Genomic DNA, 24812 nt, shown 5'->3' on the forward strand with positions numbered 1-24812 from the left:
CTCAGGATCCGCTACAAGAACACATCGATCACAGCGGCGAGCGGGCTTGGCCGCTTCGCGCCCGCCGACATGGCCTCATGCATGCCGGGGCGCGCGTTCCCCTGGGTCTTTCGTCTGGGCCCCCAGCCCCATGGGGAAGTGGGCGGCCAGTTCCCGGCGGAACGCGTCGGTGTCGCCCTCCAGGGCAACCGCGGCCAACCTCTCGTGCTCGACGACCAGTTGATGCGGGTCGTCGCTGTACGTGCGGTGATCGACGCTGAGGTGGAGGCGCAGCTTGGTCTCCCAGCCGTTCCAGAGACTCTGCAGGACGCCGTGCCCCGAGAGATCGTAGAAGAGCCTGTGGAAGCGGAGGTGCGCGTCGATGCTGGCCGGGATGTCGCCCTTCTCCATGGCCCGGCGGAGATCCTCGACGGTTTGCAGCAACTGGGGCCGCTCGGGACCGCGCAACGCTTCGGCCGAGAGCTCGGCGGCGTACGGCTCGACACGTAGCCGGACCGAGTCGATCTCGGCGACCTCGCGAGCGCTCACCTCTACGACGAACGCCCCGCGGTAAGGGATCTTGACGACGAGCCCTTCCTCCTCCAGCTTGGTCAGCGCCTCGCGCAGCGGGGACCGGCTGATCCCGAGATCAGCGGCGATGTGCGCCTCGCGCAGCTGGCCACCAGGAGGCACGGCCCCATCGAGGATGGCGGCACGCAGTGTGCGGTAGACGCCGTCCGGCGTCGTCATCCGCTGCTCCTGCCACTCGAACTTGTGGTCCACCGCGTTGCCCTCCTCGGCACTTGACGACCACTTGGTCGTTTGTCGACTATACCGCCGCCGGTTTTGCATCCACGGCTCAAGTCGGCCGCCCGGCAGGGAGTTCCCGAGTTCACAGCCAGGCACTCCCCTGTCGCTGTTGACAGTTGAAAACGATTGGTCGACAATCGACAACCTCATGGTCGACAATCGACTAGAGCACAGGCTGCCCCACTGAAACACCCAGGAGGACCAGTGGCATTCGACGCCAAGCCCAAGTTCGCGACCTTCGACATGAACGGAACGCTGATCAAATTCAGCATCAACGACACGATGCGCGAGGTCCTGGGCGACCGACTGCCGGCCGAGGTCGCCGACGAGTACCTGCGGATCTGCAAGGCGTACCGGATCGACGAGTGCACGGGCGCCTACCAGCCGTTCCATCAGGTCGTCGCGCGTTCCATGGAACGCGCCTCGCGCAGCGTCGGCCTCGAGTACCGCGAGGACGAGGCGCGGGCGGTGTACGAGCGCATTCCCACCTGGGGCCCGTACCCCGGTGTCACCGAGGCACTGAACCGCCTGGCCGAAGAGGTCCCGCTGGTCATCATCACGAACAGCGACACCGCCCACGCCCAGCGCCTCGCGGAGAACCTCAAGGCCCCGTTCGAGGTCGTCATCAGCGCCGAGGAGATGGGCGTCTACAAGCCGCGGCTCCGCGCGTTCGAATACATGCTCGACAAGCTCGACGTGACACCCGACGAGATCGTGCACGTCTCCGCGAGCCCCATGTACGACCACCGCCCCGCGGCGATCATGGGCATCAAGAACAAGGTGTACATGGATCGCGGCTGGGAGCACGACGAGCACTGGCTCGGCTACGAGCGGATCACCGACATCGCCGACCTCCCGGTCCTCTTCGGCCTGCCGCGTCCCTGACGCCTGAGCCTGATCGGAGAACCGAGGAAATGACCCACGGCAAGGCGGTGGCGGGATGAGTCTGCCCCTGCCTCACACCGTCGAGGGTGACTCGGCTTCAGAAAGACTCCAGGCCCTGGGGCTGAAGCTACCCGTCCTCGCCGACACCACGTACCTCGTGCCCCACCGGACGGTCGGCTCCACCATCCGTCTCTCCGGTCAACTCCCTTTCAAAGACGGCGAGTTGCTGGGTCAGGGTGTGGTCGGCCGGGACGTGGGGCTGGAGGCGGCGCGGGAGTTGGCGCGCCATGCCGCGCTCAACGCGCTCGCCGCCGCTGTGCAGGCGGTGGGCGATCTGGACCGGGTCAGGATCGTGCAGATGCTGGTCTTCGTGGCCAGCACGCCGGACTTCGGTGAGCAGTCGCAGGTCGCCAACGCGGCCAGTGAACTGCTCATCGAGGTCCTGGGGGAGAACGGGCGGCACGCGCGCACCGCGATCGGTGTCGCCGGGCTGCCCCTCAACACCCCTGTCGAGATCCAGGTCGTCTGCACCGCCGTGTAGCGGCGAGCCAGAGATGAAGGACACACCATGAACGCCCTTGCAGCACCACCCCGAAACGGAGAGCTCGGCTTCTGGGTGGCCCAACTCGCCGACAGGAAGCCCTCGTTCCCCTGCTTCACCGGACAGGACTCCGTCGACGTGGCCATTGTCGGCGGCGGCTACACCGGCCTCTGGGCGGCGTACTTCGCCAAGAAGCTCGAACCGTCGCTCTCGATCGCCGTCTTCGAGGCCGAACAGGTGGGCTACGGAGCATCGGGGCGCAACGGCGGCTGGCTCTCGGCGATGCCTCCGGGAAACCGTGCCACCTTCGCCCGTGCCGGGGGCGGGATGGAGGCGAGCCGGGCGCTGCAGCAGGAGTTCGTCGCCGGCGTCGACGCGGTCCTGGACATACTTGAGACCGAGGGCATCGACGCCGATCAGCACAGGGGTGGCGCGCTCGTCGCCGCTCACACGCGGGCGGGGCTGGGCCGACTGGTGGCCAGACGTGATGCCGAACTGAAGTATGGGCTGACCGACGACGAGGTCCACCTGCTCGACCGGGAGGAGTTCCAGTCCCGGATCAACATCGCCACCGTCCACGGCGGGCTCTTCTACACTCACTGCGCGCGAATTCACCCCGCGAAGCTCGTCTACGGCCTCGCCGACACCCTGGCCTCCATGGGGGTAGGGATCTACGAGGGCAGCCGCGTGGACAGTGTCGCGGACAAGACCCTCACCCTGGCCAACGGACGCGTCACCGCGGCGAAGACGTTCATCTGCACCGAAGGGTATTCGGGTCAGCTGCTCGGCAGCCGGACCCTGATCCCGGTCAATTCCTCGATGATCGTGACCAAGCCCCTGCCGGAGGAGGCGTGGCAGCAGATCGGCTGGGACGGGCCCCAGTGCCTCAACGACTCCGCGCACACGTTCATCTACGCCCAACGGACATCGGACGGCCGTATCGCCATAGGGGGCCGCGGTGTCCCCTACCGCTTCGGGTCCGGCACAGGGGGAGCCGGTGCGACCGCCCGGTCCACCATCGACCTGATCGCGCACAAGCTCAGTTCCTTCTTCCCGGACATCCCCTTCGAGGTGGAACACGCCTGGTCGGGAGTCCTGGGTGTCACGCGGGACTGGAACGGCGGCGTGCACTGGGACCCGGCATCGGGGATCGGGTCGTCCACCGGCTACGCCGGACACGGTGTCACGTCTGCCTACGTCGGCGGCAGGACTCTCGTGGAGCTCGCCTTCGAGAAGGAGACCGAACGGACCACCCTTCCCTGGGTCGGCTACCGGGCACGGAAGTGGGAACCGGAGCCCATCCGCTGGCTGGGTGTGCACGCCATGTACCGGCTCTTCGGCATTGCCGACCAGTGGGAAGAGCGCAGGGGCTCCAGCAAGACCTCACTCCTCGCCCGATTCGGCAGCAGACTCGCCGGACTTCACGAGTAGACGAAAAGGAACCTGCTCTCATGGACGCACAGCTCGCCGTCATCGGACTGGGCAGCATCGGAAGCATGGCCCTGTGGCAGGCCTCCCGGCTGTCGGACTCGGTGGTGGGTTTCGAGGCAGCCACTCCCGCGCACGGCCGCAGTGCCGTGGGCGGAGACACCCGCCTGTTCCGCATGATCTACCTCGGCAGGCCCGATTACCACCCCATCATCGAGCGCTCCCGCGGCCTGTGGGCCGAGCTCGAAGGGGAGACCGGGCAGGACATCCTCACCACCACCGGGGGTCTGTCCATCGGGACGGCGAACGGAAGCTACATCAACAGCCTCATCGAGGCGACACGTATCACCGGAGCCGAACACCACGTCCTCGGTCGGGAGGACATGGCCGAACGCTACCCCCAGCACAACCTCCGCCCCGACGACTGCGCCGTCTACGACCCCCACGCCGGCGTGCTGCGCACCGACCGCGCCGTCAGCGCCGCCGTCGCGGCGGCCCGGGCCAACGGCGCCACCGTCCTTCAGAACACACCCGTGGACAGCATCACCGAAACCGACCACGGCGTGGTCGTCACCTCGGGCCACAGCACCTGGACGTTCGAGAAGGTCATCGTCGCCTCGGGCGGCTGGTCCCGAAGGCTCATGCCCGACCGCCTCAAGGCCGTCACGGAAACCCATCGGCTCGTCCTGACCTGGTTCATCGCCCAAGACGGCACCGCGTTCTCGCCGGAGAACTTCCCCGTCTTCAGCCGGCTGTACGGCGATCGCTCCCTGTACGGCGCACCCGCCGTCGACGGCGTGACGGTCAAGGCATCGGTGGACGGACCGCTGGACGGGCGCGGAAGGGAAACCGCCGACCCGGACTCCGTGCCCAGGGAACTCACCCGGGAAGAAGTCGAGAAGGTCACCGACATCGTCACCGAATTCCTTCCCGGTCTGACCCCCACCATCGTGCGCTCCGACGCCTTCCCCGACCTCTTCACCGAGGACAGGCACCCTCTCCTCGGTTGGCTGGACGAGAACAGCAGGGTCTACTGCGCCACCGGATTCTCCGGAAAGGGCTTCAAGATGGCCACCGGCTATGGCCACATAGCCGCACACGAGGCGCTCGGCAAACAGACCGTCGAAGGCCTGGACTTCGTGCGTCCGGAGCGGTTCAGAACCAGGTAGCCGCCGAGCGCGATCGCGCCCCCGTCTCTTCGACGGGGGCGCGATCACCGGGGATCGGGCGGTTCAGCGCTGCAGGGTGAGCAGGCCCGGCCGGTACGGCAGTTCCACGTAGGGGGTGCCCTGCGGTGTGTTGGGGGACAGCCCCTGGTAGAGGAACTGCAGGTTGCAGGGGTCGATGGTCATGGTCTGGTCGGGGTTGTTGCGGACCAGGTCACCGTGGCTGATGTCGTTGGTCCAGGTGGCTCCGCTGTTGGCCTTGCCGGCGAAGGGGTTGGCCTCGGTGGCGGCCTGCGGGGTCCACGGACCGTTCAGGCTGGTGGCCGTGAACGAGCGGAAGAAGCGCTGCTCGCTCGCACCGCGGGCCTCGACGATCATGAGGTACTGGTTCTGGCCCTGGACCTTGTAGACCTCGGGTGCCTCGAACAGGTTCTTGACCGTGTCGGTCATGACGGTCGTGTACGACGAGCCGAAGCTGGCCGGGAAGTTCCCGATCGGCATCGTCGACTGGTAGATCTTGCCGTTGTCACCAGCGAAGAACATGTGCATGTTCTGGCCGTCGGCGATCATGGTCGGGTCGATCGCGCTGCCGTCGGAGAGGCTGCCGGTGAACAGCGGTTGCGCGGCGGACCAGCCGTTGGGGTTGGTGGGGTCGCTCGACGTGCGGTAGACGAAGGGCCATTGGGTGCCCCACCCGTTCGAGGTCAGCACCCAGATGTTCTTGGGCGCGAAGTAGAACAGCTTGGGAGCCACCGCGCCCTGGCTCATGCTGGTCTGTCCGGCCGACGCCATGTCCGACCAGTTCGTGAAGGGGCTGAAGCCCATCGAGCGCCAGTTGCCGTCGGAGTACGTCGCGTAGACCAGGTGCTTGCCGTTGTACGTCGTGGTGGTGAAGTCCTTCAGCGCGAGCCACCCGTTGGCCGGCTGCGCCAGTGGGCCGGTCGAGCTCCACCGGTACGTCGAGGGAAGAGCACACGAGTTGGACGCGCCGGACAGGCCGTTCCACTTCTGGTTGTTGCCGCCGTTGCAGTTCCAGAGCTGCACCGCCGTGCCGTTGGCCGTGGCATTGCCCGACACGTCCAGGCACAGCCCGGATTCCACGGCGACGATCGTGCCGTCGGGGTTCGCCCGCCACTGCTGGTTGGTGCCGCCGTTGCAGGACCAGATCACCGGCCGGGTACCGGCCGTGGTGGCGTGGCCCGGGACGTCCAGGCACTTGTTGCCGTACACGGTCAGCTGGTTGCTGTCCGTCAGTGTCCACTGCTGGTTGGTCCCGCCGTGGCAGTCCCAGATCTGTACGTTCGTGCCGTCGGTCTGGGCGGCGCCCGACACATCGAGGCATCGGTCGGAGGCAACGCCTCGCACGGCGCTGGTGGTGGCTGCCTGAGCCGGGCCGGCGACGAGCACCGCGCCCAGGAAGGCCAGGGCCGCGGCCGTGGCGGTGAGTACTACGGACAGAGGTTTGCGGCGGGAGGCGCGTCTGCGCATGGGGACCTCGTCATCCTCGAGTAAGCGGTTCTGGTGGCCTTCGACGGAGGCCGTGGGACTGCCGATGCGATGCGACTCTTACATGCGTTCGACATATCGAACCCAGGTCGGAATGTCGATCAAGCTGAGATAATGAGAGAACGGACGAACGGCGTCAACACTTCTCACACGATTCGCGTCCCGGGCCGCGAACCGCCACAACTCCCCCACACAGGGGTGCGCGCCATCGGTCCGTCCAGGCGCTGATCAGTGCCTGCCGCACCACGAAGTGCCCTGAAAAAACTTCCGGTTCGAGGCAACCCTGTGCGGGGCCTGTGGCAACAAGGGAGCGGACCCGGTCAGTTCCGGTGGCCGGGACCCGGACCTTCCTCCGACGAACAGCGTGCAAGGAGATCTCCCCCTCATGGACAACCCCGCGAACGGCGGGCACCGCGGGCGTCATCGCCGTCGCTGGACCGCGACCGGTCTGCTGCTCGGCGCGCCCGCTCTCGTCGAGCCGTATCTCCTGTTCGCGCCGACGGCACCCGTATCCAGCAGTGGACCGACCAGGCGGCCGTCGCCGAGCAGCAGACCGACAGCTCCGCCACCTCCCAGGAGTGGAAGGTCGACGAGGTGAGCGGTTCCGAGGCCGTCACCCTCACCTCCCGCAGGAGTGGCCAGGTGGAAGAACGCCCAGGTGGTGGGCGGGGGTTATGTCACGGGGTTGGTGTTCAACCCGAAGGAGAAGGGTCTGCTGTACGCGCGTACCGACATAAGCGGCGCCTACCGCTGGGACACCGGGGCCGAGCGGTGGATCCCGAGCAGCAGTGCCAGAGCATCGCCCTCTGACACCGCCGAGAACGGGCGCTTGCAGGCCCTGCGGCAGTTCGTGAGCCGGTCGCCGTGGGACCCGCTGCCGGTCAGGCAGCGGGTCGCCCAGCGGTTTTCCGGAGTTGTCAGGCCCGAGGTCTGGTGATCGACGAGGTGTCGTTCCCCAAGTGCGGCGGCTCGGTCCTGAGGAGCGAGGGCTGTCCTATGTCCTTAACGGGAAGGAAGTCGCTCGCCCTGAGCCCTCGTCGGTCTTTGCGCTATGACCAGGGCAGGACCAGGGCGCCCCAGGCGACGACAGGGCCGAGGGCGACGATTCCGCCGGTGTAGCCGATGACCTGGCGGTAGAAGCGGCGCGCGTCCACACCACGGGCATTGCTGAGGACGAGTGCTCCGTTGGTCGAGAAGGGAGAGGTGTCGACGATCGTCGTGGAGACGGCGAGCGCGGCGATCAGTCCGACGGCGCTGAGATGGCTGGAGAGGAGCAGCGGGACGGCGATGGGGATGATCGCGGTGAGGATCGCGGTGGAGGAGGCGAAGGCGGAGGTGATGGCCACGGTGAAGCACAGCAGCAGGGCGACGGCGAGCGGCGCGCCCAGGCCGGCGGCGTGTTCGGAGATCTCCTCGATGATGCCGGCCTTCTCCAGCATCGCGATGTACGTCATCATGCCCGCGACCAGGAGCAGGGTGGCCCAGCTGACGCCGTCCACGGCCTTCTCCTGTCGCTTCATGTCCACCAGGGCCAGCAGGGCGCCGGCCGTCAGTGCGAGGAAGCCGATCTCCAGTTGGAAGCCGAGCGCGCCGACCACGAGGGCCACCAGGCAGGCGAGGGTGAGCCATTGCCGCCAGTCGGGCCTGCCGGAGACGGCGAGGTCCTCGTCGTCCGCTGCCTCCGCGGCGCCCTCGGCCAGCGGGGCGGGACGCTTGGCGAGAAGGGCGTAGGTGAGGAGCGAGAGCAGCAGGTTGATCACGAAGCTGGCGCTGAACAGCGCCACGGCGGAGACCTGCAGATCGGTCTTGTCGACCAGGCCGAGCACCAGCGCGCCGGAAACGGCCAGCGGGGAGAACGCGCCCGCGTGCCCGCCGCTGATCACCATCATGCCGACGACCAGCGGATTGAGCTTGTAGCGGTAGGCGAAGTTCATGCCGATCGGCGCGAGGATGGCGACCGCGGCCGGAGTGAACGTACCGAACGCCGTCAGCAGGGCGGCCACCAGGAACAGTACCCAGGGGATGAGCCCTACCTTCCCGCGTACCAGTCTCACCCCGGCCGCGACGAGCCAGTCGATGGTGCCGTTGCGGCGGGCGACGGAGAACAGGTAGGTGACGCCGACGATGGTGACGAAGAGCTTCACCGGGAACCCCTCGAAGATCTCGTCCTCGGTGAGGCCGAGCGAGGCGGTGCCGACCGCGAAGGTGGCGACGAAGGCGAGGATGCCCAGGTTGATCGGCAGCACGGTGCCGACCACGAACATCACCAACAGGGCGCCTATGGAGATCACTTCAGCAGACATCTTTGTCCTTGGTGCGGTGGGGACGGGGTGGCGCGCCCCGAGGGCGCGAGGTTGTCCCGGTGGGGACGGCTGGGAGCCGGCCCGACCGAGGTGCTGTTCGTCGCGACTCAGGCGGCTTGCGGGCTGCCTGCTTGCGGTACGTAGATCCGGGCGTCGGCGAGCAGTCGGGCCGCGCGCTGCACGGTGACCCGGTGCGGCACGCCGTCCCTCACATCGGTGCAGCGGACCGCGACGACGCCGGCGGGCGTGCCGAGGCGCAACCACTCGTCGGTCGGGCCGCCCGTGGTCCGGGAGACCACGGACCCCTCCAACAGCCCGGCGGCAGCGACGGCGACGGCTGAGGTCAGGCCGATCGCGGGATGCGGGGCGTTCATCGTGAGCATGCGCACCGACACGTCGTAGTCCTCGGCACCGATCGGTTCACCGAGGGTGGTGGTGTACGGCACCGGCGGGCCGACCAGGCCCACCTTGGGCACCGCGTCCCCCGGTTCCGCACCGGGCTGGAGCAGCCCCATCAGGGGTGCGGCGGTGTGACGGACGGTGCGCAGCCAGGGGACGTCCGCGCTCATCCGCTCCAGCGACTCGGCACCGGTACGCCCGGCACTCGCGGCGTCGACAAGGACGACCGGAGCGCCTGCGGTCACCATGCTCACGCGTACCGGCTCGGCGTCGCCGACCCGCAGGTCCTGGGCGGTGCGGCCGGTGGGAAGCAGTAAGGCCGTGGTGCTGGCGGGGTCGCGGAAGGTGAGGCCGACCGCGACCCCGCCGGCACGGGTGCCGGGTACCGTCTGGCGTCCGAAGTGGTGCACCACGCCTCCGGGGGTGTCGACGATCCCTTCGAGGACCGCGCCGGTATTGGTGTTGCGCATCACCACGCGCGTCCGGTCGCCGGTGACCGGAACCATTCCCTTGCTCACCGCGTAGAGGGCGACGCCGGTGGCGCAGTTGCCGCAGTTGCTCGTCCACTCCACCGAGCCCGTCCCGATGCCGACTTGAGCGAACAGGTAGTCGATGTCGACGCCGGGCTGTGGTGAGACGCTGACCACGGCCGCCTTCGAGGTGGTGGGGGTCGCCCCGCCCACTCCGTCCAGTTCCACGGGGTCGGTGGCGCCGTAAGCGGCGACCAGCAGCCTTTCGAGTTCGCCACGGTCGGCAGGGACTTCGACCTGGTTGAACAGCCAGCACTTGCTTGTGCCGCCACGCACCAGGGTCGCGGGAATGTGCACGTCTGAGGCTCTTCCTGGATCAACGGAGATAGGGAGAAGCGCCGAGGCGGCGGTTACGGGCGCATTGCGGGCCGGTGACCGCTCGGCGATTGCGGAGACCTTCGCAGAGGCATGACTTCGGAACAATCGCAGTTCGCTTCACCTGGGTTTAGCTGAGCTAAAGTCGGCGGCATGCTCAACGTGCGCCGTCTGTTGCTGCTCACCGAGGCCACCGAACGCGGTTCACTCACTGCCGCGGCGGAAGCCCTCGGCATGACCACCTCCGCCGCCTCCCAACAGATGTCCCTGCTGGAGCAGGAGGCGGGGCAGCCCCTCATCGAGCGGCTGCCACGCGGTATCCGGCCCACCCCGGCGGGTGCCGCGCTGGCCGAACGCGGTCAGGCCATCCGCCGTGAACTGCGCGCGGCGCAAGCCGACTTGGACTCGTTCACGGCCCTCGACCAGGGCACGTTGCGACTCGGCTCCTTCCCCACGGCGAGCGCGTCCCTGCTGCCGCTCGCACTCACCCGCTTCCGCCGCCGCCACACAGGAATCCGCATCGAGGTACGCGCCGGAGTCCTTGCGGGGCTCAGGGAGATGCTGCACACCGGCGAGGTGGAGCAGGGCCTGCTCTGGGACTACGAATGGAACCGCCTCGACGACCCGGCGCTCACCCTCACCCACCTCCTGGACGACCCCACGGTGCTGGTCGTCCCCGCCGACTCACCCCTGCGCACACATCCCTCCGTGCGCCTCGGCGACCTCGCCGACCAGGAGTGGATCATCCGCGCCGACAACCACCCCGTCGCCGACGTCCTGCGCCGAAGCTGCCGCCAGGCGGGATTCGAGCCACGCATCGCCTACTCGTCGCACGACTACCAGGAGGCACAGGCCATGGTCGCCGCCGGTCTCGGTATCGCTCTCGCACCCCGCCTGGCCCTCACCAGCCGACGCAGCGACGTACGTCTCCTGCCGCTCGCCTCCGACGTCCCGGCCCCCACCCGCCGCATCCTCCTCGCACGCGCCGCGGCACGCCCCGCCACCCCACCCGCCCAGGCAATGGCCCGCGTCCTGCGCACGGTGGCGCAGCGATTCACCGCCCCAGACCTGCACCGGACCCAGCTCGGAGCGGTCCGGCGCGGCTGACAGTTCGACCACGAACCGGGCCCCAGGCTCGCGCAGGCCGCCTGCCGTGCATGTCCATGCCGAGGTGCGCTGGAAGGTCGACGACAGCGAGGCGCCCCTCCCCGAGCCTGAGACACCACACCCCACCGCTCTGCGCAACTCCCCCACACCTCCACCTTCGCGATCGAGGCGCGCCCGACAGCCCGCGCGCAACTGTCTCGGGGAGGCCGGAAACACGGGCCGGAGCACGGTGTTGAACGCACCTCCGAACTCGTACCTGGTGCCGAACGCGAACTCGCAGATCGTCTGGGGGTTCCGCCGTAGAGCATCGTGTGCCTGGCTCATCCGCTGGCATCCGGTCCGCCTTCGGGCCTCCGCATGCGGCGTGCTCAAGGGGGGATCGTCAGGCCCTGAATAACGCGGTCCACTTCCACGACAGTTGAACCGACGACCTGACCTCTAGGAGTGGCCCCATGTCAAACAAACCCATCGACATCACCATCCCCGACCTGTCGGGAAAGCTCGCCGTCGTAACCGGCGCCAGCGACGGCATGGGTCTGGGGATGGCCGCACGCCTCGCGCAGGCAGGTGCAGAAGTGATCATGCCCGTGCGCAACCTGCGCAAGGGGGAGACCGCGATCAATGCGATCCGGCATTCCGTGCCCGCCGCGAAGGTCTCCCTGCGAAACCTCGACCTGGCGTCGCTCACCTCCGTCGCCGCACTCGGCGCCACGTTGCACGAAGAGGGCCGACCGATTCATCTCCTGATCAACAACGCGGGCGTCATGACCCCACCGGACCGACAGACCACAGCCGACGGGTTCGAGCTGCAGTTCGGCACGAACCACCTGGGTCACTTCGCGCTCGTTGCACACTTGATGCCGCTGCTGCGGGCCGGCCGTGCGCGGGTGACCTCGCAAGTGAGCATCGCCGCCAATCAGGGCTCCATCAACTGGGACGACCTGAACTGGGAACGCGGCTACGTCGGAACGCGCGCCTACAGTCAGTCAAAGATCGCATTCGGTCTGTTCGGTCTGGAACTCGACCGACGCAGCCACGCGGGCGGATGGGGTATCACCAGCAACCTCTCGCATCCGGGACTCGCTCCGACGAACCTGCTCGCGGCGCGCCCCGAACTGGGCCGCGACAAGGAGGTGGCAGGCCGAAGGATGATCCGACTCCTGTCCGGGAAGGGCATCCTGATCGGGACGGTCGACACGGCAAAGCTGCCCGCGCTCATGGCCGCCACGGACCCCAACGCCAAGCCCGGAGGCTTCTACGGTCCGCGGTGGCCTGGCCGCGTCGGGGGGCCTCCCGCCGAGCAGAAGCTCTACTCGCGGCTGCGCAGCACGGACGAAGCCGCACGCGTCTGGGAAGTCTCCGAGCAGTTGACGAAGACGACTATCGGTGCCGTCTGAGCGGGACCGGACCGAGACCCCGTCACCTCTGCCGGCCAGTCGATCCGAGCGTTCGCCATCACGCACCCCGGAGTCACCGGTGCGGCGGACCTGCACTGGAAGATTCAGCCGCTTTCCATAGATGGCGACCACCTGGCTGCACGCCTGCCGAATACCGGCACGCCCGCCAACGAGTGGCTACTGGTGGTACGCGGGCCAGCCGACAGCCGACACCCTCCAGGAACGTGAACGGCACCACGGTGAAGTCGAGCCAGGTGCACGCGACTTCGGCCTGGTTGATCGGAATTCCCCACTGCTCGGCGTCCCGGCCGTGCGACATGGCCGAGGCCCGCACACGTGCGCGCGGTAGCCGGACCTGAACGGTCTGCACGGAACCGCGCGCACCGTGCCGTAGGCCGCCGGGAAGGATCGCGGAGGCGTTCCCCAGCCGGTCTCGGCGAGCCTGCGCGAAGCCGTCGAGGTCGAACGGCCCGTGCTCACGAGCAGGCGTGCGATGGCCGGGACCTGTAGGCGACCCGGTTCACCGATTCACAGGTGCTCGATCAGCTTGTCGAGGGTGATGGGCACGTTGCGCACCCGGATCCCGGTGGCGTTGTAGACGGCGTTGCCGATCGCGGCGGCCGAACCCACCGTGCCGATCTCTCCGAGACCGCGGGCGCCGAGGCTCCTGGTCCCGACGTCCTCGCTGCCGTCGCCCAGGGGGCCGGTGAGGACAGGGTCGGGCCGGCCGAGCAGGTGCACGTCGATGTCGGGGACGTCGGCGTTCACGGGCACGAGATAGTCGGCGAGCGTGCTGGACGCCAGGCGCCCGGTGTCGAGCTCCAGCGGGTTCTCCTCCAGCAGGGCGTGCCCGATGCCGAAGATGACGCCGCCGACGAGCTGGCTCCGGGCGGCGCGGGAGTTGATGACGCGGCCCACGTCCGCGACGGTGGTGAACCGGGTGACGCGGGTCTCGCCGGTGAACCGGTTGACCCGCACCTCGCAGAAGTGGGCGCCGAAGCTGTGGTGCACGTACCGCGGGTCGGCGTCGCCGGATGATTCGGCGAGGGCGGTGACGCCTGGTGAGTCGACGGCGGCCAGCAGGCGGCCGAAGGTCATCGACCGGCCCTGGCCGTGCAGGATGCCGCGCTCGTAGCGCAGGTCGTCGGCGCTCGCGCCGTGCCACGGCGACCTGTCGTCGGTGACGGCGAGCCGCTTGAGTTCGTTGATCGCGTCGCGGGCGGCGTTCACGATCAACGGCACGGTGGCGTGCGTGGCGCTGGACCCGGCGGCGGGCGCGCCCTGCGGCAGCAGGGTGTCGCCGATCTCGGCCGTCACCCGCGTCAGCGGGATTCCCAGGGCGTCGGCGCCGGAGATCTCCACCATGGTCGCCCCGCCGGTGCCGAAGTCCGAGATCCCGGTCGAGACCACGGCGGTGTCGTCGTCGAGCAACCGGACCCGCACGCTCGCGGCCCGGCGGTGCGCCGGGTAGATGGCGGTGGCCATGCCGGTGCCGTACAGCCACTGCCCGTCGACGCGTGAGCGGGGCGTGGCGCTGCGGGCCGACCATCCGAATCGCCGCGCGCCGACGCGGTAGCACTCCTCGAGGTGTTTGCTCGACCACGGACGGCCCGTGGACGGGCTGGTGGTGGCGTAGTTGCGCAGCCTCAGCTCCACCGGGTCGACGCCGGTGGCGACGGCCAGCTCGTCCATCGCCGTCTCCAGGGCGAAGGCCCCGGGTGCCTCGTTGGGGCCGCGCATCGCCCGGCTCCCGGGGAGGTCGAGGACGGCCAGCTGTGCATCGACATGCAGGTTCGGCGTGCGGTAGAGCGCGTCGGTGGTGGCGTGCGCCGGAGTCATGGGGAAGGTGACGGTGGTCGGGCGCTCGGAGACGCTCCGGTGGCTGACGGCGTTGAGGACGCCGTCGCGGGAGGCGCCCAGCCGGACGGTCTGCGTGAGCTGGGGCCGGTGCCCGGTGAGGGTGAACATCTGCTCGCGGGTGAGGACGAGCCGCACCGGGCGGCCGATCTCCCGGGCCGCGGCGGCGGCGAGCGGGGTGTCGCTCCACAGGATGACGCGGGCGCCGAAGCCGCCGCCCACGTACTTCGTGATCAGCCGGACGTTCTGGGGCAGGACGCCGAGACGCTGGGCCGTCCCGAGCGCGTACGCCGAGGGGACCTGCGCACCGGCGTAGAGGGTGACCCGGTCACCTTTCCAGACGGCGAGGACGGCGTGGGGCTCCATCGCCACGTGGTGTTGCATGTGCTGGTGGAACTCGGCCTCCACGACGACGTCGCTGGCGGCGAGCGCGGCGTCGATCGAGGCGACGCCGGGCGCCAGGATATTGAGGCTGCTCGGTGACCCGCTGATGGTGGGGCCGGCCGGAACGTGGGGCTCGTCCGCGATCGAGGTGCGCGGTGGCCGGGTGTCGTAGGTCGCGGTGACCCTCGCGGCGGCGTCGCGTGCCTGCTCGGGGGTCTCGGCGACGACCATCGCGATGGCCTGGCCGTGGAAGCGGACCTCCGTGTCGCGCAGCGGGACGTAGTTCTCGACGAAGCCGGCGAGCGGGCCGGTGATGGGATGCAGGCCCAGGCGGGGGTCTGGCGCGGCGTACACGCGCAGGACACCGGGTGAGGCCAGCGCGGCCGCGGTGTCGATCCCGGTGAGAGTGCCTCGCGCGACGGTGCTGGTGACGAGATGCGCGTGTGCGAGGTCGGCGGCGCGATAGTCACCGGAGTACTCGGCCGCGCCGGTGACTTTCAGCCTGCCGTCGACGCGCTCGGTCTCGCGTCCGACTGGGGAACGAAGCATCGTGAATCCTTCAGCTGCTGGATGCGAGTGCGCCGGTCGACGGGGCACTGCGGTGGATGGGGACGCCGGTGCTCAGGGGTGCCCCCGAGCCGCCGTGCCGGTGGGCGACGATCTCCGCGGCGATCGACAGCGCGGTCTCCTGCGGGGTACGTGCCCCGAGATCGAGGCCGATGGGCGAGTGCAGGCGATCGAGCTCGCCGCTGGTGAGACCGGCGTGGCGGAGCCGGGCCAGGCGTTCCTCGTGGGTGCGGCGGGACCCCATGGCCCCCACATACGCAACCGGCATGCGCAGCGCGGCGGTCAGGAGCGGCAGGTCGAACTTGGGGTCGTGGGTGAGCACGCACACGACGGTGCGCTGGTCGAGCAGCCCGGCCTCGGCCTGGGACCCGAGATGACGGTGCGGCCAATCGACGACGACCTCCGCGTCCGGGAATCGTTCCGGGGTGGCGAACGTGGCCCTGGCGTCGCAGACAGTCACCCGGTACCCGAGGAAGGAGCCGAGCCGGGCCAGCGCGGCGGCGTGGTCGATGGCGCCGAAGACCAGCATCCGGGGCGGTGGGGAACTGGTCTCCACCAGCAGGGTCATGGGCTCCCGGCAGTGGCTGTCGGCCACCCCGAGTTCGAGCGTGCCGGTCCGCCCGGCGTGCAGGGCGCAGGTGGTCCGTGCCTCGGCGACCTGGTCGAGCAGTTCGTCCCCGAGCGTTCCCGCGATGGGTCGCCCGGGCCGCACGGCGATCGTTCGGCCGAGGTGGGCCTGCGGGCCGCGCACGATCGTGGCCACGGCCACCGCCCGGCCGCTCACGGCATCGGCCAGAGCCGTTTCGAGCCATGGTTCGGTGGTCGGGTCGTGGTGACGCAGGAGGAGCTCGATGGTGCCGCCGCAGGTCAGACCTACGTCGAGCGCGTCGGCGTCGCTGTATCCGAACCGCAGGGCCCGGGGTCGGTGGTCCCCGGCCAGCATCTCCCGACACGCGTCGTGGACCGCGGCGTCGACGCACCCGCCCGACACGTTGCCCAGCACCGTGCCGTCCGCGTTCACGACCAGGGACGAGCCGGGCTGCCGCGGGGCGCTGCCGGCCACGCTCGTGACGGTGGCGGCCACGAACGGCGTCTCACGGCGGACACGTTCGACCAGGGCAGCAGCGATTTCAAGCATGCTCGCCGCCAGATCGGGGACCGTCTTCCTCGACGGTGTCAGGCCGGAGAGGGCCGCGCCGGCCGCTCACCGGTTCTCCCGCAGTTCGGTCAGCGCCCGTACCAGGGTGCGACGCAGCAGCGCGGGCTTGAACCGGTTGTGCTCCCGTGGTCGGGCGCCCTCGGCGGCACCGGCGACGGCTGCCTCGAACGTCGCGGAGGTGGCGGGCCGGCCCGTCAGGGCCCGTTCGACGGCCGTCAGTCTCCATGGCCTGGTCCCCACGCCGCCGGCGGCGATCCGGGCGTTCACGATGGTGCGCCCGCGCAGTTGGAGGGCGACGGCGGCGGAGGTGAGCGCGAACTCGTACGACTGCCGGTCGCGGATCTTCACGTACAGCGAGTGCGCCGCCCAGGGCGAGCGGGGCACGGTGATCCCGGTGATGAGTTCGTTCGGCCGCAGCACGTTCTCGATGTCGGGGGTGGCGCCGGGCAGGGTGTAGAACGTGTCCAGGGGTACGGAGCGCGTGCCGCGTGCCGAGGCCAGGTGCACGGTCGTGCTCAACGCCACCAGCGGGACAGCGAGGTCGCTGGGATGGGTGGCGATGCACGCATCGCTGGTGCCCAGGACGGCGTGGCCGCGGTTGATCCCTTCCAGGGCTGAGCAGCCGCTGCCCGGCTCGCGCTTGTTGCAGGGGGTCGTGACGTCGCGGAAGTAGCCGCACCGCGTGCGCTGCAGCAGGTTGCCGCCGATGCTCGCCATGTTGCGCAGCTGGGCCGAGGCACTCAGCTCCAGCGCCTGCGCGACCATCGGGTAGTGCCGGCGCACAGCGGGTGCGGCAGCCACGGTGCTCATTCGTTCGAGCGCGCCGATGTGCAGACCCTTGTGGTCCAGAGTGAGGCCGTCCAGTGGCAGCCGGTTGATGTCCACGACACGGTCGGGCGACATCACCTCGAGTTTCATGAGGTCCACCAGGGTGGTGCCACCGGCCAGGAACGCGGTGTCCGGCCCGGCGCCCCGCACGGCCTCCCGGACCGTCCGCGCCTGGGCGTAGGTGTAGGGCCGCATCAGCGCATCACCTGCTGCGCTTCCCGGATGGCGTCGACGATGCGGGGGTAGGCGCTGCACCGGCAGATGTTGCCCGACATGCGCTCACGTATCTCGTCGTCGGAGCGGGCGGGGCCTTCGTCGTCGACCATGGCGACCGCGGACATGATCTGCCCCGGGGTGCAGAAGCCGCATTGCAGACCGTCGTGGTCGACGAAGGCCTGCTGCATGGGGTGCAGCCGGTCGCCGTCGGCCAGCCCCTCGATCGTGGTGACCTGGTGGCCGCTCGCCGTGGCGGCCAGCGTGAGGCACGACAGCACGCGCCGACCGTCGATGTGCACGGTGCAGGCACCGCACTGTCCCCGGTCGCAGCCCTTCTTGGTGCCCTTGAGGTCGAGCCGCTCGCGGAGTGTGTCCAGCAGGGTGGCCCGCGGGTCCACCCGGAGGGTGACCGGATCGCCGTTGACGGCTGCCCGTAACGTCACCGGCGTCACACCGTCGACGGTGGCTGCCGAGGCGGCTTCCGCCGTCTCGGCCTGTCCGGTCAGCAGCGGCGCCACGGTGGCGGCGACCAGGCTCCCCCCTACGAAGTTGCGCCGGGACACACCCGAACGGGCGCCTCCCCCGTCGTTGTCTTCGTTCATCAAGTGCCTCCTGGCTGGTCGCAAGTTGGGGTAGGGGGAAGGCTGGCGCCGCGCGGCCATCCGTGTGGCCGCCGGGTCAAGCGCTGCTCCAAGGCTGGCCGTCGGGAGCAGGATCATCCAGGCTCTGCCGATCCCAGGCTGGGATCGCGCCGTAGGGGCTGGAGCGGGCGCCGATCCGGGTCCGCGGCATGACGCGGGATCGGCCTCATGTGACGTGGCCTCATGTGACGCGGCCTCATGTGACACGACCTCATGTGACACACCGCGCGTCGGGACGGCAGAAACGGTCCGGTACAGGCCGGTAACGACAGAGGACAGCGCATGACGACCGCCCGCGCCGGGCCGGCCGGAGACCTGCGGCAGGTCCGCCGTCTTCTCGGTCCGTGGTCGGGCCGTCGGTTCAGTGCAGCGTCTGTGCGCCGATCACGGACAGGACCTGCAGCTTCTCGTAGCTCTCCGTGCCGGGGACGGCGGTGTAGACCATCAGGGAGTGGGCCTGGTCCGGGTCGATCAGGCGCTGGCAGTTCAGCTCCAGGGCACCGACCTCGGGGTGAATGAAGTGCTTGACCTCGTGCGGGCGGATCCCGATCTCGTGGTCGTCCCACACCCGGCGGAACTCCTCGTTGGAGTCCAGGAGCAGATCCGCCAGATACGCGGCTCGGGAGTCGGGCCCCCGGAGGCCGACGATCCCGCGCAGGCCTGCGGCGTACATCCGGGTCATGAACGCGTGCTGCTCCGGGGCGTACAGGTCGCGGGCGCTCGGGTCGGTGAACCACCGGTAGCCCATGCTGCGAGCAGGACCGGTGTACTGCGTCGTGTCGCCGGTGAGGGCGACGCCCATCGGTGTCTGCCGCAGGGTCTCGCCGAGCTCGGTGACGATCTCCGCGGGCGTGTCCTGCAGTCGGTCGAGAATGCGCAGCAGCCCGGGACTGATGTGCTCGCTGGAGCTGCCACGGGGCGGTGGGTTGTGCCCGGCCAGCCGGAACAGATGGTCACGCTCGTCCATGGACAGGTGGAGCCCCTGGGCGATCGAGGCGAGCATCTGCGGCGACGGCTGCGGACCACGCTCGCGCTCCAGACGGGAGTAGTAGTCGGCTGACATGTTGCACAGCGTCGCGACCTCCTCGCGCCGTAGCCCGCTGGTTCTGCGGCGCCGTCCCCGAGGCATGCCGACGTCCTCCGGCTGCAGTGCCTCGCGACGGTTGCGGAGAAAGCCGGCCAGCCCTGTGCGATCGATCACGACGCTCCCCCTTCTGAGAGTTGCTCGCTGCTCCGTGCTGCTTCACTTTCTATCGCCCGCGCATTCGCGTAGCCACGGCCTGTCGATCCCCCCTTACGACGCGCGCCAGCCCCAACTGCCTTGCTGGACAAGCGCTTTGGCGCCGTCCGCTCCTTTCTCACCCGGCCATCACCCTGCGCCGTTGATGGCAAGCATGGATCGACGAGGACCAACCGCCCGAACTCCAACCCCTCATCGCTGGTGCTTCGCAGGCGCCGCGGCAGGTCTTCGCACGGCTGGTGAACCCCGCCGCGCCGGGGGCATCGGGGGAAGCCCTCGATGAGCCTCGGTGGGGTGTCGGCGGGGCAGGGCGGGCACGTCCGGGCCACCCGGGCCGGAGGCGCCTGCCACCAGCCGTGCGGCGGCACCGGCCGGTAGCCCGTGATCGGCACCGAGGTACTCGATGATCTCGGCGAGGCCAACGAGCTACCTGGGCACCGAGCCACGGACAACTGCGCACGAGATCGTCAGCCTGATCGCCTTCCGGCCGACCCGGTTGAGCGGGCGTATTCGGTGGGTGTCTGGCCGTATTCCTTCTTGAAGGTGCGGATGAAGTGACTGCTGTCGGCGAATCGCCAGCGGGCGGCGATTTCCGTGACACTCGGCCGGTCGACCGGCACTGCCAGTTCGAGCCGGGCCTGTTCGAGTCGTCGGCGGCGGATGTACGCGGTCACCGACTCCTCCGTCTTGGCGAACGCCCGGTGCAACGACCGTACCGAGATGTTGAGTTCACGGGCCAGTACCGCCGGCGAGAGATCGGGATCGGTGAGGCGCCCGTCCGCGACGTCCCTGGCCGCCCGGACCACCGCGGGGGCCAGCCGGGGCTCGCAGTCGTCGAAGGCTTGCACAAGCACGCCCTTGACCAGCTCGATCAGGGAGTTGCGAGCGGCTCGCACACCGGCGGCCGAGAGGTCGTTCACCGTCTCGTCGACGACTTTGGTGTACGCCGTGAGCAGCCGCAATTCCGGCGAGTCGGCCGAACCGACGATCGCCTGGTCCCGGATCAGCGGCCTGAGTTGCGAGGCCGGCAGGATCAGTACCTTCGCCGTCGTGCGCGGTTCCATCTCGAACCGCACCGGAGGGCCGTTGTGCCGCACGATGAACTGTCCGGCCCGTACGGCGGTTCCGGCCCGGCCACGCGGATCGACGAAGCGCCACTCGCCCTGCCCCATCACATGCACCAGGACCTGGTCGTCGAGGTGGTGGGCGGCGCTGCGCGGACCGCCGGCCAGCGACTCGCCGTAGAGGCCCGCGATCACCGTGTCGTGCACCTTGGACGCGCGGACCCTGACCCGGAAGTCACCCGGTCCGAGCGGCTCCAGGGGTGGCAGGGGGAGCTTCTCCCCGATCTGCGACTCCCATGCGCGCCGGAATACGTCGAAGCCGTCCCGTGCGGTGCGCGGAGCGGTGACGTCCACGAAGAAGTTCCGCCCCGGACCGGGGTTCCCGGTATCGCTCATCGTCGACGCAGGCATCTTCCTGGCACTGGCGTTCCAGCAGAGAGGCACAACGATACATCCGCCGGCGGGGCGATCTTCCTAGGGTGAGTGGAGCCGTGAATCCCTACAAAAACGGTAATCCCGAAGGGTTTTATCCTGCTATGCATGATATGAAGCATGACCATGCCGACGCCGCGCCGAGCGATCTCGCCCCCGATGCCGCCGCTGTCTTCGACCTGTTGATCGGTCTCGTCCGCGCCCAGGTCCTGAGGGGCCTGGCGGAGCTGCGGATAGCCGACCACCTCGCGGAACGGGCCTTGACGGCCGAGGAGTTGGCCGATCGCGAGGGCAGCCAACCACGGGCCACCTACCGACTGATGCGCGCGGCCGCGTCGTTGGGCCTGCTGAGCCCCGAGGGAGAGCGCCGTTTCGCCCTCACCGGTCGAGGCCGACTGCTGCGTTCGGATGTGCCCGGCTCCCTGCGCTCCCTGGTGCTGGCCCAGACCGGCCAGGGGCTGTGGCAGTCCTGGGCACACTTCCCCGAGGCCGTGCGGCAGAGGGGAACCCAGGCGGGGACGGCGTTGGGGGCGGACGTATTCGCGTATTTCGCCGAACCGGAGAACGCCGAGGAGGCGGCTCTCTTCGCCAAGGCGATGGGCGACGTCTCCGGCCTGGTGACACAGGGTGCCATGGCCGCCGTGTCCACGACCGGTGTGTCCACCGTCGTCGACGTCGGTGGTTCGAACGGAGATTTCGTCCTGGCGCTGATGGAGGCCGACTCCCGGCTGAACGGACAGGTCCTCGATCTCCCGCACGTCGTCGAGGGCGCCCGCGCCGAGGCCGAGAAGCGCGGTCTGTCCGGCCGGTTCTCCGCCGTGGCGGGCGATTTCTTCGAAGACGTCCCCCCGGCGGATCTCTACCTGCTGAAGACGATCCTGCACGACTGGGATGACGACCAGTGCACGGCCATCCTGCGCCGCTGCCGGTCCGCCGTGAACGAGGGGGGACGCGCGCTGGTCGTCGAGATGGTCATCGGCGAGCCCGGCCGGCCCGACCTGGCCACCCTGTCGGACATGGCCATGCTCACCCTGACCAACGGCATGGAACGCGACCTGGACGAGTTCGACACCCTCTTCGCGGCGTCGGGCTGGCGCCGCACGAAGACGTACCCCGTGGGCGCCGGCTACTTCGGTCTGGAGCTCGTCGCGGCCTGAGGAGCCGAGCGACCTGACGACCTCGTGCACGGTTGGGAACCCCGGTCATGACCACGGTGACCACCACGCGCAAGGGATCCGTCGAGTGGATCGCCCTCTGCCGACCGGACCGGCGGAACGCCCTCGACGAACCCACCCGCCGCGGCCTCCTCACCGCCCTCCGCCGGGCCGGCCAGGACCCAGCCGTGCACTGCGTCGTCCTCACCGGCGCCGGGCACGTTCTTTGCGTCGGCCAGGACCTGTCCGCCCGGCACGAGCTCACCGACGCCGCCGCGACCGTGCGGGAGACCTACAATCCCCTCGTGGCCGCGATCACCGGGATGGACACTCCCGTGATCGCTGCGGTCAACGGCCTCGCGGTGGGCGCGGGCATGGGCCTGGCGTTGGTATGCGACCTGGTACTCGCCGCCGACACCGCGAGCTTCGCCTGCGCCTTCGGCAAGGTCGGACTCGTCCCCGACACCGGCCTCTCCAGCATCCTGGTCCGCGCCCTCGGTCACGCCCGCGCCTTCGAACTGGCCACCACCGGACAGACCTTGGGCGCCTGGGCGGCCCTCGCCCTCGGCCCGGTCAACGCCGTCGTGGACGCCGACGACCTCGAGGCCGAGGCACAGTCACGCGCGGAAGTGCTCGCAGCCGGTCCCGCCCAGGCATTCGCGCCGACCAAGCGGGTCTTCCGCCTGGCAGCCCACGCCCCGATCGCCGAGGTGCTGGCCGCCGAAGCCGACAGCCAGGGCATCGCCGCCCGCGGCCCGGAACACGCCGAGGGCGTGGCCGCCTTCAGCGAGAAACGCACACCACGCTTCGCCGACGCGCGCCTCCTCTGAGTCGGGCAGGGGAGGCACAACTCCCTGAGCGTTTCCCCGCCCGAGCCGACGCGCTTGGAAAGCATGTCCCGGGGGGGGTAGTGGCATCTCGGGCTGGATGCAGCCGCCGATAACGCCGTCATTCTCAATGGCGGAGGTTGCGCTGCTGGCCACGAGGCCTTGCCGGAGGGGCCGTACCGGGGCTACGGCCTCGACGGCCTGCGTAATCACGCGGGCGGGCAGCGCTTCCGATGATGTGTTTGCGGACGCGGCGGCCATCCTGTGGCCGACCCGGTGCAAGAGACGGCGCTCGGTGCAGAACCGAACCGGCAGAGGGCCGGCACCCGATACCAGGTCCCGGCCCTGCGGATGAGCGGCTCAGCTCTCGCAGTCGAACTCCTGGTCGCCCACGTCCCCCGGGCAGATGTCCGTGCCGGTGTCGCCGTTGGAGGAGTCGTTGCCTCCCACGCCGTCGATGGCGCCCAGCCGGTCGTTTCCGGCGTTGCCGTCCATGATGTCCCGGCCGGCCCCACCGACGATCTCGTCGTCGCCCGCACCGCCGATCAGGATGTCGTTGCCGTCGCCCCCGACCAGGACAGCGCGTTGCGTGCTGTCGATCGTCTGGAGAGTGTCGCCGCCCGCGTCGCCGTTGAGCGTGGCCCGCAGGCTCGCCCGCAGGATGACCGTGTCATTGCGGTCGCCCGCGCTGAGGAGGATCGTCCGTGTGCCCGCCGGGCAGGACACCGAGTTGGCGGTGAGCTGGGTACAACCCGCCCCCGCGGCGACGGTGTCACCGTTGTCGATGACGGTGATGTTGCTGCCGGACGGGTTGATGATGATCTGGTTCGCCTTGTCGGCCGCGGCGTTGATATTGATGAAGGCCGAGTTCGCGGTCACACCGGTGGCGGCGTGGGCCTGCCCGGCCGACAAAGCCAGCGCCGCGCCCATCGCGCCTGCCATCACCACGGCCTGTAAACCCTTGCGCATCGAGGTTCCCACTGTTCCTCCAGTCAGTACGGTGCCTGCGATCAAGCATCGACGGGGAAAGAGGGCCGCACATGGGGGGAGAACCCCCAGATAGTGTCCGAGACGGATGGGCCGAGCCCGTCGGGCCCGGCGCCCCGGGGTCCGGAGAAACGAGGCTCGGGGTTGCTGATCGTAGCGACTTGGCCCTCACCGGACGTGGTGGGACCTCACCCGGGCGCAGACGATCCGGGTCGGCTTCGTGTCTGCGGAAGAACGCGCCGCCCGCGCGCCGTCCTCACCGTCAGCGACTTCACGATCTCCTGGCGCCCGAGGGCCACCTGGTCCTGCAGACGCTGCGCTCCCACGACCAGTGGAACACGATCCCGTACGCCATGGACGACCGCTACCGGGGCATCAAGGGCGGCCGGCGCGTCGTCCTGGTCGACCACGCCGCCCTCACCGAACTCGGCCTCGACGACGGCGCCCTCGTCGATCTCGTCAGCGTCTGGACCGACGGCTCGGAGCGCCGCGCCGACGGCTTCCGTCCGACCGGCCCTCGCAGTAGATGCCTATGTTGACATAGGTGTCTCTTCATATGTAACGTCGCCCGAGTGTCCGGTATGAGCGCGGCTCACCAGAGCCAGAGCATCGACCGCGTGGCCGCAGGCCTCGTGGAATGCCTGCCTGCGCTGAACCGGTCCATGCAGCTGGGTATCGCGGGCCGACTGCCCTACCCCAAGCTCCCCGAGCGGCAGCTGGAGCTTTTGAAATACGTCGCCGAGCACGACGGCATCACTGTGCAGAAGGCGGCCGACGCGCTGCGCATGATGCCCAACAACGTCAGCGCCCTGGTCACGCGGCTCACGGAAGAGGGCCTGCTCGAACGGCACCAGGACGGCGCGGACAGGCGCATCGCGCACTTGCGCACCACCGCAACAGCTCGTCAGCGCCTCGCCGAGGTCAAGGGCATCGCGGCGGAGCAGTTCGCGTCCGCGCTCCACACGCTCTCCGATGGCGACCTCGCAGCCCTCGGCTCGGCGCTCGGCGCCCTGGAGGCCCTCGCCCGGCAGCTGCGCGACAGCGCTGCCTGACCGATCCCGAACCCCCGTACGCCTACCGCCTCTGCCCG

The 24812-nt window shown here is 69.4% G+C and carries 20 protein-coding genes and 2 pseudogenes; 11 read left to right on the forward strand and 11 right to left on the reverse strand.

Going from position 1 to position 24812, the window contains the following annotated elements; genetic code table 11:
• Positions 1 to 75 precede the first annotated feature (75 nt).
• Complete coding sequence (locus ACZ9QC_RS03380; protein WP_472918740.1) at positions 76 to 762, reverse strand: GntR family transcriptional regulator; 687 nt, start codon at positions 760 to 762, stop codon at positions 76 to 78.
• 231 nt (positions 763 to 993) lie between these two features.
• Here ACZ9QC_RS03380 and ACZ9QC_RS03385 point away from each other — a divergent pair, with 231 nt between their 5' ends.
• From ACZ9QC_RS03385 to solA, 4 genes are read left to right on the forward strand one after another with little or no spacing between them, the layout of a single operon-like run.
• Positions 994 to 1674 (forward strand): haloacid dehalogenase type II, encoded by a 681-nt coding sequence (locus ACZ9QC_RS03385; protein WP_472918741.1) that lies wholly within the window; start codon positions 994 to 996, stop codon positions 1672 to 1674.
• A gap of 55 nt (positions 1675 to 1729) precedes the next feature.
• Entirely contained in the window at positions 1730 to 2215 is a 486-nt protein-coding gene (locus ACZ9QC_RS03390; RefSeq protein ID WP_472918742.1) for a RidA family protein, read from the forward strand.
• Positions 2216 to 2242: 27 nt separating this feature from the next.
• Complete coding sequence (locus tag ACZ9QC_RS03395; protein WP_472918743.1) at positions 2243 to 3646, forward strand: NAD(P)/FAD-dependent oxidoreductase; 1404 nt, start codon at positions 2243 to 2245, stop codon at positions 3644 to 3646.
• Between the two features lie 20 nt (positions 3647 to 3666).
• On the forward strand, positions 3667 to 4812 hold the full coding sequence (solA, locus tag ACZ9QC_RS03400) for an N-methyl-L-tryptophan oxidase (protein WP_472918744.1): 1146 nt from the start codon (positions 3667 to 3669) through the stop codon (positions 4810 to 4812).
• 63 nt (positions 4813 to 4875) lie between these two features.
• Here the strand turns inward: solA and ACZ9QC_RS03405 are convergent, their stop codons facing one another.
• Positions 4876 to 6297 carry a non-reducing end alpha-L-arabinofuranosidase family hydrolase gene (locus ACZ9QC_RS03405; protein ID WP_472918745.1) on the reverse strand — a complete coding sequence of 474 codons (1422 nt, stop codon included), beginning with the start codon at positions 6295 to 6297 and terminating at the stop codon, positions 4876 to 4878.
• Positions 6298 to 6700: 403 nt separating this feature from the next.
• Between ACZ9QC_RS03405 and ACZ9QC_RS03410 the strand changes: the two are divergent.
• A pseudogene (locus ACZ9QC_RS03410) lies at positions 6701 to 7096 on the forward strand (carbohydrate-binding protein); the annotation flags it as partial.
• A gap of 268 nt (positions 7097 to 7364) precedes the next feature.
• Here ACZ9QC_RS03410 and ACZ9QC_RS03415 read toward each other — a convergent pair.
• Positions 7365 to 8618: an SLC13 family permease gene (locus ACZ9QC_RS03415; RefSeq protein ID WP_472918746.1), complete on the reverse strand. Its 1254-nt coding sequence runs from the start codon at positions 8616 to 8618 to the stop codon at positions 7365 to 7367.
• Between the two features lie 107 nt (positions 8619 to 8725).
• Positions 8726 to 9844, reverse strand: coding sequence for a PrpF domain-containing protein (locus tag ACZ9QC_RS03420; protein ID WP_472918747.1), 1119 nt, complete (start codon positions 9842 to 9844; stop codon positions 8726 to 8728).
• A gap of 171 nt (positions 9845 to 10015) precedes the next feature.
• Here ACZ9QC_RS03420 and ACZ9QC_RS03425 point away from each other — a divergent pair, with 171 nt between their 5' ends.
• Both ACZ9QC_RS03425 and ACZ9QC_RS03430 read left to right on the forward strand, forming a co-directional pair.
• Complete coding sequence (locus ACZ9QC_RS03425) at positions 10016 to 10969, forward strand: LysR family transcriptional regulator (RefSeq protein ID WP_472918748.1); 954 nt, start codon at positions 10016 to 10018, stop codon at positions 10967 to 10969.
• A gap of 452 nt (positions 10970 to 11421) precedes the next feature.
• Positions 11422 to 12366, forward strand: coding sequence for an SDR family oxidoreductase (locus ACZ9QC_RS03430; protein WP_472918749.1), 945 nt, complete (start codon positions 11422 to 11424; stop codon positions 12364 to 12366).
• Between the two features lie 528 nt (positions 12367 to 12894).
• Here the strand turns inward: ACZ9QC_RS03430 and ACZ9QC_RS03435 are convergent.
• The 6 genes from ACZ9QC_RS03435 to ACZ9QC_RS03460 all read right to left on the reverse strand — a co-directional run bounded on the left by ACZ9QC_RS03435 (position 12895) and on the right by ACZ9QC_RS03460 (position 20718).
• Positions 12895 to 15156, reverse strand: a complete 2262-nt coding sequence (locus ACZ9QC_RS03435; protein WP_472918750.1) for a xanthine dehydrogenase family protein molybdopterin-binding subunit — start codon at positions 15154 to 15156, stop codon at positions 12895 to 12897.
• 10 nt (positions 15157 to 15166) lie between these two features.
• A complete protein-coding gene (locus tag ACZ9QC_RS03440; RefSeq protein WP_472918751.1) occupies positions 15167 to 16312 on the reverse strand; it encodes an XdhC family protein in 1146 nt (381 codons plus the stop codon).
• Positions 16313 to 16378: 66 nt separating this feature from the next.
• Positions 16379 to 17356 (reverse strand): FAD binding domain-containing protein, encoded by a 978-nt coding sequence (locus tag ACZ9QC_RS03445; protein WP_472918752.1) that lies wholly within the window; start codon positions 17354 to 17356, stop codon positions 16379 to 16381.
• Positions 17356 to 17940, reverse strand: a complete 585-nt coding sequence (locus ACZ9QC_RS03450) for a (2Fe-2S)-binding protein (RefSeq protein ID WP_472921587.1) — start codon at positions 17938 to 17940, stop codon at positions 17356 to 17358. Before ACZ9QC_RS03450 ends, ACZ9QC_RS03445 begins: the two co-directional genes overlap by 1 nt.
• A gap of 439 nt (positions 17941 to 18379) precedes the next feature.
• Complete coding sequence (locus ACZ9QC_RS03455) at positions 18380 to 19219, reverse strand: helix-turn-helix transcriptional regulator (RefSeq protein WP_472918753.1); 840 nt, start codon at positions 19217 to 19219, stop codon at positions 18380 to 18382.
• Between the two features lie 506 nt (positions 19220 to 19725).
• Entirely contained in the window at positions 19726 to 20718 is a 993-nt protein-coding gene (locus ACZ9QC_RS03460) for a helix-turn-helix domain-containing protein (RefSeq protein WP_472918754.1), read from the reverse strand.
• A gap of 149 nt (positions 20719 to 20867) precedes the next feature.
• On the opposite strand from ACZ9QC_RS03460, the gene ACZ9QC_RS03465 reads away from it, so the two are divergent.
• The gene (locus ACZ9QC_RS03465) at positions 20868 to 21911 is read left to right on the forward strand and encodes a methyltransferase (RefSeq protein WP_472918755.1); all 1044 of its coding nucleotides are present in this window, start codon (positions 20868 to 20870) and stop codon (positions 21909 to 21911) included.
• A gap of 47 nt (positions 21912 to 21958) precedes the next feature.
• Complete coding sequence (locus ACZ9QC_RS03470; protein WP_472918756.1) at positions 21959 to 22738, forward strand: enoyl-CoA hydratase/isomerase family protein; 780 nt, start codon at positions 21959 to 21961, stop codon at positions 22736 to 22738.
• Between the two features lie 357 nt (positions 22739 to 23095).
• Here ACZ9QC_RS03470 and ACZ9QC_RS03475 read toward each other — a convergent pair whose 3' ends face one another.
• Positions 23096 to 23704, reverse strand: a complete 609-nt coding sequence (locus ACZ9QC_RS03475; protein WP_472918757.1) for a calcium-binding protein — start codon at positions 23702 to 23704, stop codon at positions 23096 to 23098.
• Between the two features lie 267 nt (positions 23705 to 23971).
• Between ACZ9QC_RS03475 and ACZ9QC_RS03480 the strand changes: the two are divergent.
• Positions 23972 to 24228, forward strand: a pseudogene (locus ACZ9QC_RS03480) (hypothetical protein); the annotation flags it as partial.
• A gap of 75 nt (positions 24229 to 24303) precedes the next feature.
• On the forward strand, positions 24304 to 24774 hold the full coding sequence (locus ACZ9QC_RS03485; RefSeq protein WP_472921588.1) for a MarR family winged helix-turn-helix transcriptional regulator: 471 nt from the start codon (positions 24304 to 24306) through the stop codon (positions 24772 to 24774).
• Positions 24775 to 24812: the final 38 nt, after the last annotated feature.

Source organism: Streptomyces sp. HUAS MS02, from assembly GCF_055702265.1.